The following is an 8,508-nucleotide window of genomic DNA, read 5'->3' as shown; positions in this document are numbered from 1 at the left end:
GGAGCAGCTTCTTGAGGATGGCTTCCCGGCGCTCGTCGGAGTACTTCATCGGAACCTCGTCACGCCCCACATCGTTCAGAGTCTAACAGCCGCTGACACTCCAACTAGCTTGACAGTGGGGGATGGCTGGCCGGTGTGGTGCGTGATCGTGTGTGGTAATCGTTTGAAATCCTAGCGAGACTGAAAAACTCTCTGCATAGGGCTGATTCAGCGTTACCGCTTGTTCCACCAAGGGAAGCAACGGCAGGCGTTGCCGCTGGAACGTGAGCTGTCCGCTTTCGAGCTTCTCGATATCAAGAATATCATCGATCAAACTTTTCAATCGCTTACCGTTATCGTTCGATAACACGACCAAGCGCTGCGCATCCGCACTCAACGTGCCACCGACACCGCTTTGCAGCATGCTCAATGCCCCTAGAATCACCGTCAAAGGCGTGCGCAATTCATGGCTCACCGTGGAGATGAAGGTTTTCTGCATGGTCATGACCCGCTGGCGCTGACGCCACTGATTGATTACCGACAAACTTGTGACCAGCAGCAGCACTGCAATCACCGCTGCCCCGCCCCCCCACACCCAACGGGATTGCCGGGCTTGACGAGTGGCCTGCAGGGTTTGGGCACTCAAACGCTCGCGTTCATTTTGCTCTAACGCATTTAAATGCCCACGTAACCGATCCATCGTTTGACGTCCACCAGCCGCCAACAGTCTTAGCGCGGCGGCTTCCAGGCCATCCGTATCACGCACGGAGATATTGGATTCTGCTATCTGCATACGCCGCTCGACCAAGGACGACAACACCTCTTCCGATAACAGATCATCGGCGCCAGTGGGCAATGAAATACGCCTCAACTGCTCTTGTTGATGTGCTAAGCGGGCACGCGCCTGCTGATAGGGAAGCAGGTAGGCTGGTTGACCAGTGATCACATAACCCCGCTCCCCCGTCTCCAGATCCAGCAGCGTTGATTTGAACGCTTGTATGAGAACGATACTCTCCAAATGCCGGTTTACGGCAGCATTGGCATCCAGCAGTGCTTCCTGAACGCGAATTCCCTGCCATACCATGGCGGCTAACATGAAAGCGACTAGGGCAAGAGCACACCACTGCAAACGACGCAGTATCGGCGGGGTGAGTTTTTTAATCAATGGAACACCAAACCTATAACAATGATTGATTCATCTATAGCAGGTTAGACGCCATTTATCATTTAACTCTATGAGTTAATAGAGAATACCCAGCGATATATTGCGGCTTTCAAAAAAACTCTCAGCGTGTCGCACTATGCCGAGGTGCGTCTGAAACGCATGAGAAGCTCTGGCTCTCCCGTGTGCTCATCCAACTGCTCGCCCATGGGCACAAAACCCCGCGCTTCATAAAAACGGACGCTAGAAACATTCTGAGCATACACCGTTAGTTGCAGCCACTCCCTGAGGCGCTTGGCATCTTCCAGCAGCGCACTACCCAAGCCGTGGCCCTGCTGGTTGGGTTGCACAAAAATGGCGGCTAGCGTGTTTTCATAAAGGCTGTAAAAGCCCACCACCTGGCCCAATGCTTCAGCCACGTAGGTTTCAGAAGCAGGAAGATACACATCTCGCATCGCCCCCTGCTTCGATTCCCAAAAGCGGGGCGCGATAAAATCATGCGCTTGAACCGACGCCGACAGCCAAATAGAGAGCACGGCCTCCATATCCTCTGCCTGAAAGGCGCGTATGCGATAGTCGGTTGAGTTTGCATTCATGCTCACACCTGGCGAAGTGCGCTGTACAGCGCTTCCAGGCTCTCGGGGGAGGCATCAAAGCGCTGGCAGTGGGTTGCCTCCTGCTCCCAGGCGGCAGCCGAAGCCATATGAAGATGGACGGCAACCCGGGCAGTGGTCTCATCTTCTAATAACCCTGCTGGCACCCACACCCAGTCGCTACCGCGCAGTTGGTTGGGTACCGGGCTGCCGCATGTCGCGCAAAAATCGCTTCGGTAGCCACTGTCACGCTGATAAGAACGGATACTTCCCTGCCCCGACAGCCACTTGAACTGCTCACCCTGCACAAAGGTGGCTGCATTGGCAGCCGCGCCGGTGGCCTTGCGGCATAACGAACAGTGGCATTGGTACAAGTTCGGTAGCTCACCGTCGATCGTGAATGCCACCTCCCCACACAGGCACTCGCCTTTCATTTCCTTCTCCTTAAGGAATTTTTGATACATCACCGCTTTCGCGCTACTCCACGCTGGCGTTATACAAGATCACCTCATCCCCTGTGCCATAGCCACTAATCACCGCCGCGCGGGAGACGCCTAGCGTGGATTGATACAGCTTCTCCGCGAAGTTGCCTTCCGAGGTGGTCACCATTACCGCCCCCACGCCGCAGCCCTGGCGGCGCACGTGAGCTTTGAACGGCGCTAGCGACTCCACAATAAGCTGCTTACCCAGCCCCTTACCCGCCGCATCTGGGTGAATGCCGATTTGTTCCAGCTCGATTATGCTCTTTTCCCGAAAGCCGTTCTTCACGCACCAAAGGATATAACCGCGCACTTGGCCTTCCACTTCGACCACGTAGTAAACGCCCCTTGGGTAGGCGTTAAACGACGCCTCTATCCACTTGGCGTGGTTTTTCTCGCGGGGGAAACAGGCCTGATACACCTCAGCGATGGCAGCAATATCGGTTCTTTCTGCAGCTCTTACGGTCACTTTAAAATCCTTTTTCCGAGGCTTACCTCATGACTTTCTCAAAGCCAAAAAACTCAAGCTTATGCTCCTTACTACCCCGCTCTTCATCATCCGGCAAGGGGTAATAACGGTTATAAAAAGAGACAATTTTAAAACCCCACTTATTGACATAAAAGTGGATGTTTCGCTTTTCAAAGTAGGGCGTGTGGGTCATCCATACCCGCGTTTGTGGGTACATCTGCTCAATGGCTTGCCAGGCACGATAGCCCACGCCACGCCCGTGGGTGCTGGGTAAGAGATAGAACAGATCCAGCGCGTTGTGCTGGGTGGCTTCGTCAATGGTCACAATCGCGCCGCCCACTTTCACGCCGTCAAACAGTATGTGATGCACCACGGCATCTGGCGCGGTAAGAGAGTTGTCGATATCGGTGTCGGAAGGAAGCAAGCTCGCCTCCACTGCGCCAAACGTCTCTTCCACCGCCACGCTAAACGAGGCTTTTAACTCTTGCTTGAACGCTTCAAATGCCGATGCGTCTGCCAACGCCAGCCTGACGTTAGAGGTATCTTCCATGGCTGCGCCTATATGCTCAATGAGCGTGATTAACCCACCGTTTAGGCTAACCGCTGCCATGACGTTTTGCTATATCACGCTCCAGCAGCCGACGACTTAACGACGTTAATGCTGAATCTCGGTCACCACATCGGTCTTAACGGAGTTAGCGATAAAGCACTTTTCATGGGCGGCGTGGTGAATGTGCTCAAGCGCCTCAATAGAGGGCGGTTCTCCTGCAAACACCGCCTTTGGCCGCAGCGTGACTTGGGTCATGGCGATCTTCCCATCGCTACCCTTCTCCATCACACCCACCGCGTTATCCACGTAGCTTTCCACGACAAAGCCCTGCTGCCCGGCGATGGCGAGGAAGAACAGCATATGGCAACTGGAGAGCGAGGCCACGAACGCCTCTTCCGGGTCGACGTTGGCCTCGACCGAATAGGGCAATGGCACTACATGAGGCGATGACGACGCAGGCACGCGAACGCCACCATCGAACACCCATTCGTGCCCACGGCTATAGCGCTGATCTATAAAGGCTTCATCGGCTCCACGGGCCCACTGAATGCAAGCGGTGTATTCGTCCATTTGGGTTTCTCGATAGTATTGAAAGCGGCCACGAAGGCGGCATGAGTAACTTCTGACATGATCTCAAAATTGTGTTCATCAAGCTTCTCTCGTTTATCCCCTTCAATACGGATCGACTACGATGGAAGCACGAACGACGATGGCCTTGGTCAGTCAGAACCGCATCACACTATAAATCACACTTGGAGAGTGAGATATGCAGACGATTGCGCTAGGCGGCATCAGCGTCCCCCGCATCGGCCAGGGCACCTGGCACATGGGCGAGGATGCCGGGCAGCGGCAGGCTGAAATCAGGGCGCTTCGTGAAGGTATAGACCTGGGCATGACGCTGATCGATACCGCCGAGATGTACGCCGAGGGCGGCGCGGAAGAGATCGTGGGCGAAGCCATTCGCGGGCGGCGCGATGAAGTGTATCTCGTCAGCAAGGTGTACCCGCACAACGCCAGCACCCAGGGTGTTCAAGCCGCCTGCGAGCGCAGCCTGCGCCGATTGGGCACCGATACGATTGATCTGTACCTGCTGCACTGGCGCGGCCAGTACCCGCTGAGTGAAACCGTGGAAGCGTTTGAGCGGCTACGCGAGCAGGGCAAGATACGGCGTTGGGGAGTGTCGAACTTCGACGTTGACGACCTAGAAGAGCTAAACGCGCCCGCGTGCGCCACCAACCAAGTGCTCTACAACCCCGACGCCCGGGGCATCGAGTACGACCTGCTGCCCTGGCAAGCACAGCACAACATGCCGCTCATGGCCTACTGCCCGGTCGGGCAAGGCGGCGCGCTACTTCGTGACGCTACTCTGCAACGCATCGCCGACAAACACCGGGCCACTACCGCGCAAGTCGCGCTTGCCTGGGCACTGCGCCACCTCGGCGTGATCGCGATTCCTAAAGCCGTGAGCCTGGATCACCTCAAACAGAACGCTGATGCGGATAAGGTCAGGCTCGATGACGAGGATTTGGCAGAGATTGATGCCGCCTACGCGCCGCCAACACGCAAGCAAGGCTTAATGATGGTGTGAGCAAGCGCCTATCAACGGATTAGCGTGGGATACGATTCGTGGGCATCACCGGCTCAACCGCTGTTTTAAAGCGGAGAAAACCGAACGCGGCAAAGCCAATTGGCAAACCCAATCCTGTACGCTATTCTGTACATTAACAACATCGCGTACAGGAGCACCCTTTATGGATGCCATCAGCTACACCGCCGCTAGAACCAACCTAGCAAAAACCATGGAGCAGGTCTGTGAAGACCACTCTCCTATGATCATCACCCGCAATAAGGCGCAATCCGTGGTCATGATCTCTCTCGAAGACTATGAAGCACTGCAAGAGACAGCCTACCTCCTCCGCGCGCCCAAAAACGCCCGCCGTTTACTGGAATCCGTTGCCGAGTTGGAGCAAGGAGGTGGTCAGGAAAAGGAGCTTCTTGAATGAAGCTCATCTTTTCCGAGAACGCCTGGGAAGACTATCTGTACTGGCAGAAAACCGATAAGAAGGTTCTCAACCGAATCAACAAGCTAATCAAAGAAATCAAACGAGCGCCGTTTGAAGGAGTCGGCAAGCCAGAACCCCTTAAACACAGCCTTGCTGGTTACTGGTCTCGGCGAATCAACGAAGAACACCGCATCGTTTATAAGGTCACGGATGACGCTCTTCTCATCGCCCAGCTTCGGTATCACTACTGATATAGCGCTGAGCTTTCCCTCAATGTGGATAGGCCCTCATAAGATCACCAACCAGCTCTTAAACAGATGCTGTTAGGGTAAGCCACTTAAGGCCTGCACTATCAGGCCCCAACGGCCCAGGGCAGGAGCGCCTTAATAGCGATAACGCTGGTTGGGCTTCTAAGGTAGTCGCTGCACACGGTCAGTGAATTCGACGATGTGATCCACCAACAGTGGGGCTACAGGCAGCGATGCGTCTGAGTACGAAGCGCTTTGCTGCGCTGGATTGGCCGGAACCATTTTGAGCACGTGGTTCATTCCTTCCACGAGCAACAGTTCTGCATCTGGACGCGCTTGCTTGAGCGCCTCCACTTCGCTCGGACTGACCTGTACGTCTGTAGTGCCGTGGACGATCAATACCGGGCCGGGGGCATGCTGGATTTCCTCAGTCGGCACGTACCGAAACCAAGAGATCAGGTACGGCTGCACGCTCGAACGGAACAATGACGCCAACGCTGGCGGCACGCCCTCTGTCGTGTGACCTTGTTCCAGCTCGGAGAGAATGCGCTCACTATCCTGCCACAGATCATCCGGAAGCTGCGGGCGCAACTGATCGCGGATAATCTCTGGCGCGGAACGTGCCGGTGCAGCAACCGAGATGAAGGCATCCGCACGCGCTTGTTTTGCTGCGAGCATGCCGATCAATGAGCCCTCACTGTGCCCAAGCAGAGTGATCGTGCCAAAGCGAGAGTCCGTTCGAAGCTGGCGGACCCATGCGGCGGCATCCTCTACGTAGGTGTCGAAGCGAAGCTCATTCTCCAAAGGTGCAGCGGCTGCACTGGCCGCCACTCCCCGCTTGTCGTAGCGGACCGAGGCGATCCCCCGCACAGCAAGTGCTTCGGCAAGCAGCTTCAGGCTGTCATTTGCTCCCGGCAAGAGAGCACTGTTGCCATTGCGATCCGTGGGACCGGAACCGGCATGCAGCAATACAAGCGGATGTGGCCCGGTAGAGGGCGGCAGGAGCAGAGAACCAAAAAGGGTGCCGGTGGCAGTTTCCAGACGAACATCCGATGCGGTGGGCTGCGCCGGGGCATGCGTCTCGCTCGCCGATCCAGATGCCGAGAACAGGATCAAGAAACCAAAAGCAATGCGCAATATCACGAGAACACAACCCTCAATGTGATGGGCCTAACGCCAAAGCCCACCCGTGACGTTGACGTTGCAAAAAGGAGAAAAAGGTATCCGTCCTGATTGGGGACAATCTCCCAAACGCTCAGTCTTATCAAACACTTCCTGGATCAGATGACTTGCAGCAACAGGATGATCGAGAGCAATGTATTCAGCGATGCTATCCAGTTCTTGAAGCGCAGGCTCCGTCCAGATTACGTCAGTCATTTACTCATTTTTTCCCTGGCCTCACTTTGGCTGTACGTTCTTCCTTCAAGTACAGCACGCTCTCCCCGTGAAAGCCCTTCAAGCAAATCAAAGCGACGTTGCATGAACTCGTAATCTTGCACATCGACAAGGTATGCGGATGGCTTACCATGCTCGGTGATCCGTACTGACTCTTTAGACAAGCGCAGGTCAGCCAAGCTTTCCGTGGCTTGGCACTTAAGGTTGGTAATAAGCTCAACTTTCATGGGCTCACCTTGAATCAGGCTAATAGTGTCACTTTTCGAGAGTGGCAATAGCTGCTAACGCCAGTGGTAATGGGCGACAACGGAGCACAGCGTAGTTGGCGTCCCGTTGACCACCTTGCTAACCCCTGAGTTCGAGGTCTTCCCGAATTACCTCCGGATGGCGAAATGCAATCTCGATGAGCGCCTTTGCCGGCCCAGAAGGTTTACGTCGACCCTGCTCCCATTCCTGCAACGTGCGCGGAGAAATATGGAGTACCTCGGCAAACTCTCGCTGTGTGAGGCCGGTCTTGCCACGCGCCTCTGCGACCTCATTTGGCTCCACACGACTGACTCGTGCGGCTTTGCCCGCTTTCATTTCTTTAACTGATTGGAGCAGCTTATTGCCAAGATCCTCAGCACTCAGGGTCTCATTACTCATTTTCCAATACCTCACGAATCGACTTCAGGATATGCGCGGGTATGTTCTCCTTGACGGCCTTCTTGTAGATCACCAACAGCCAGATCTCACCATTTGCCAACCGGGTGAAGTAAATGACTCTCACTCCACCACGCTTCCCTGAACCCGCCACCGACCAGCGAACCTTTCTGCATCCGCCGCTACCTGGAATTGGGTCGCCAACTTCAGGGTTGGCTGCCAACCAGGCGAAGAAGGCATTTCGCTCTTCCTCGATCCAGATTTTTCTGGCATCTGCTTCGAATGTCGGGGTTTCGATGATGGTAAACATGACAATTAATATACGTCATTGACGGAGTTTTGCAAGGCGGCGACTGGAAGGGTAACGCCCGCATGAGCTGCGGAACATGTTGGACGCTTTTTTGCGCATTATAGCCAACTCATCTTCTAAAGCCGCTATATCACCTCGTGGTAGTTCGTAGGTAAAAAGAGTGATCTCTGCCCCTTCCTCCCTAAACTTAGCAGCTTCATCAGCATTCATGACTCCTCGATTTATCCATGCAGGAGAAGATGTACGACCTAACTCACCCGCCAGCTCCTCAAAACCTTTCTTTGTAAGAATGAGATAGATCATAAACTTTTAACGCCCGCATTTGCGGCTGGTTTGGAGCGTAGCGGAAAACCAGTCCGGCAACATGCGTTTGTTAGCTCTCGCTCTCTTCAGTTTCAACTTCACGGTCCTCTTCGGGAACTCTCCCAGCTTCTCTTAACAGCGCCAAAACCGATTCGCGATCATCATAAAAATCTTCAAGGATTCTCTGACAGTAATGCCTTGCCGCCTCAACATCTTCCTCTGGTATTTCATGCCAATCATCGTGCAGAACCGATGCCTGTCAAGCTTGTTGGAACCTGGAATCAGGCGGCTTCTAATCGCTGATCGCGTTGAACCAGCGGGTCTTCCCGGTCCGGGTTCAGCCAGACCGTCCGGCGCGGTGTCCAGTTCCGAGTG

At 54.7% G+C, this 8,508-nt stretch carries 15 protein-coding genes; 3 read left to right on the top strand and 12 right to left on the bottom strand.

Annotated features, from left to right (window positions below; all coding sequences use genetic code 11):
• Positions 1-82: 82 nt before the first annotated feature.
• The 6 genes from MHM37_RS16990 to MHM37_RS16965 all read right to left on the bottom strand — a co-directional run bounded on the left by MHM37_RS16990 (position 83) and on the right by MHM37_RS16965 (position 3,802).
• On the bottom strand, positions 83-1,144 hold the full coding sequence (locus MHM37_RS16990; RefSeq protein WP_239297420.1) for a CHASE3 domain-containing protein: 1,062 nt from the start codon (positions 1,142-1,144) through the stop codon (positions 83-85).
• A 134-nt stretch (positions 1,145-1,278) separates the two neighbouring features.
• Entirely contained in the window at positions 1,279-1,737 is a 459-nt protein-coding gene (locus MHM37_RS16985) for a GNAT family N-acetyltransferase (RefSeq protein ID WP_139525309.1), read from the bottom strand.
• Positions 1,738-1,739: 2 nt separating this feature from the next.
• Positions 1,740-2,168, bottom strand: coding sequence for a GFA family protein (locus tag MHM37_RS16980; RefSeq protein ID WP_139525308.1), 429 nt, complete (start codon positions 2,166-2,168; stop codon positions 1,740-1,742).
• A 43-nt stretch (positions 2,169-2,211) separates the two neighbouring features.
• Positions 2,212-2,682, bottom strand: a complete 471-nt coding sequence (locus MHM37_RS16975) for a GNAT family N-acetyltransferase (protein WP_239285075.1) — start codon at positions 2,680-2,682, stop codon at positions 2,212-2,214.
• Between the two features lie 22 nt (positions 2,683-2,704).
• Positions 2,705-3,232, bottom strand: coding sequence for a GNAT family N-acetyltransferase (locus MHM37_RS16970; protein ID WP_239285073.1), 528 nt, complete (start codon positions 3,230-3,232; stop codon positions 2,705-2,707).
• Positions 3,233-3,337: 105 nt separating this feature from the next.
• The gene (locus tag MHM37_RS16965) at positions 3,338-3,802 is read right to left on the bottom strand and encodes an OsmC family protein (RefSeq protein ID WP_239285071.1); all 465 of its coding nucleotides are present in this window, start codon (positions 3,800-3,802) and stop codon (positions 3,338-3,340) included.
• A gap of 196 nt (positions 3,803-3,998) precedes the next feature.
• Here MHM37_RS16965 and MHM37_RS16960 point away from each other — a divergent pair, with 196 nt between their 5' ends.
• The 3 genes from MHM37_RS16960 (at position 3,999) to MHM37_RS16950 (ending at position 5,486) form a co-directional block, all read left to right on the top strand.
• Positions 3,999-4,820: an aldo/keto reductase gene (locus MHM37_RS16960; protein ID WP_239285068.1), complete on the top strand. Its 822-nt coding sequence runs from the start codon at positions 3,999-4,001 to the stop codon at positions 4,818-4,820.
• A 163-nt stretch (positions 4,821-4,983) separates the two neighbouring features.
• The gene (locus tag MHM37_RS16955) at positions 4,984-5,235 is read left to right on the top strand and encodes a type II toxin-antitoxin system prevent-host-death family antitoxin (protein ID WP_081195530.1); all 252 of its coding nucleotides are present in this window, start codon (positions 4,984-4,986) and stop codon (positions 5,233-5,235) included.
• Entirely contained in the window at positions 5,232-5,486 is a 255-nt protein-coding gene (locus MHM37_RS16950; protein ID WP_239285065.1) for a Txe/YoeB family addiction module toxin, read from the top strand. The genes MHM37_RS16955 and MHM37_RS16950 overlap by 4 nt, the downstream gene beginning before the upstream one ends.
• A 159-nt stretch (positions 5,487-5,645) precedes the next feature.
• Here the strand turns inward: MHM37_RS16950 and MHM37_RS16945 are convergent, their stop codons facing one another.
• The 6 genes from MHM37_RS16945 to MHM37_RS16920 form a co-directional block, all read right to left on the bottom strand.
• Positions 5,646-6,626, bottom strand: a complete 981-nt coding sequence (locus MHM37_RS16945; RefSeq protein WP_239285062.1) for an alpha/beta fold hydrolase — start codon at positions 6,624-6,626, stop codon at positions 5,646-5,648.
• Positions 6,627-6,653: 27 nt separating this feature from the next.
• Positions 6,654-6,860 (bottom strand): type II toxin-antitoxin system RelE/ParE family toxin, encoded by a 207-nt coding sequence (locus tag MHM37_RS16940; protein ID WP_239285059.1) that lies wholly within the window; start codon positions 6,858-6,860, stop codon positions 6,654-6,656.
• Positions 6,857-7,105: a type II toxin-antitoxin system Phd/YefM family antitoxin gene (locus MHM37_RS16935; RefSeq protein ID WP_239285056.1), complete on the bottom strand. Its 249-nt coding sequence runs from the start codon at positions 7,103-7,105 to the stop codon at positions 6,857-6,859. The genes MHM37_RS16940 and MHM37_RS16935 overlap by 4 nt, the downstream gene beginning before the upstream one ends.
• A 118-nt stretch (positions 7,106-7,223) precedes the next feature.
• The gene (locus tag MHM37_RS16930; RefSeq protein ID WP_239284983.1) at positions 7,224-7,523 is read right to left on the bottom strand and encodes a helix-turn-helix domain-containing protein; all 300 of its coding nucleotides are present in this window, start codon (positions 7,521-7,523) and stop codon (positions 7,224-7,226) included.
• The gene (locus MHM37_RS16925) at positions 7,516-7,830 is read right to left on the bottom strand and encodes a transcriptional regulator (RefSeq protein ID WP_239284967.1); all 315 of its coding nucleotides are present in this window, start codon (positions 7,828-7,830) and stop codon (positions 7,516-7,518) included. Before MHM37_RS16925 ends, MHM37_RS16930 begins: the two co-directional genes overlap by 8 nt.
• 15 nt (positions 7,831-7,845) lie before the next feature.
• A complete protein-coding gene (locus tag MHM37_RS16920; protein ID WP_239284952.1) occupies positions 7,846-8,133 on the bottom strand; it encodes a hypothetical protein in 288 nt (95 codons plus the stop codon).
• Between the last annotated feature and the right edge of the window lie 375 nt (positions 8,134-8,508).

Source organism: Halomonas sp. MMH1-48 (assembly GCF_022348105.1).
Taxonomy (GTDB): Bacteria; Pseudomonadota; Gammaproteobacteria; order Pseudomonadales; family Halomonadaceae; genus Vreelandella; species Vreelandella piezotolerans.
The sequence above is the reverse complement of the archived record's forward strand: the minus strand, read 5'-3'. Positions and strand labels throughout refer to the sequence as shown.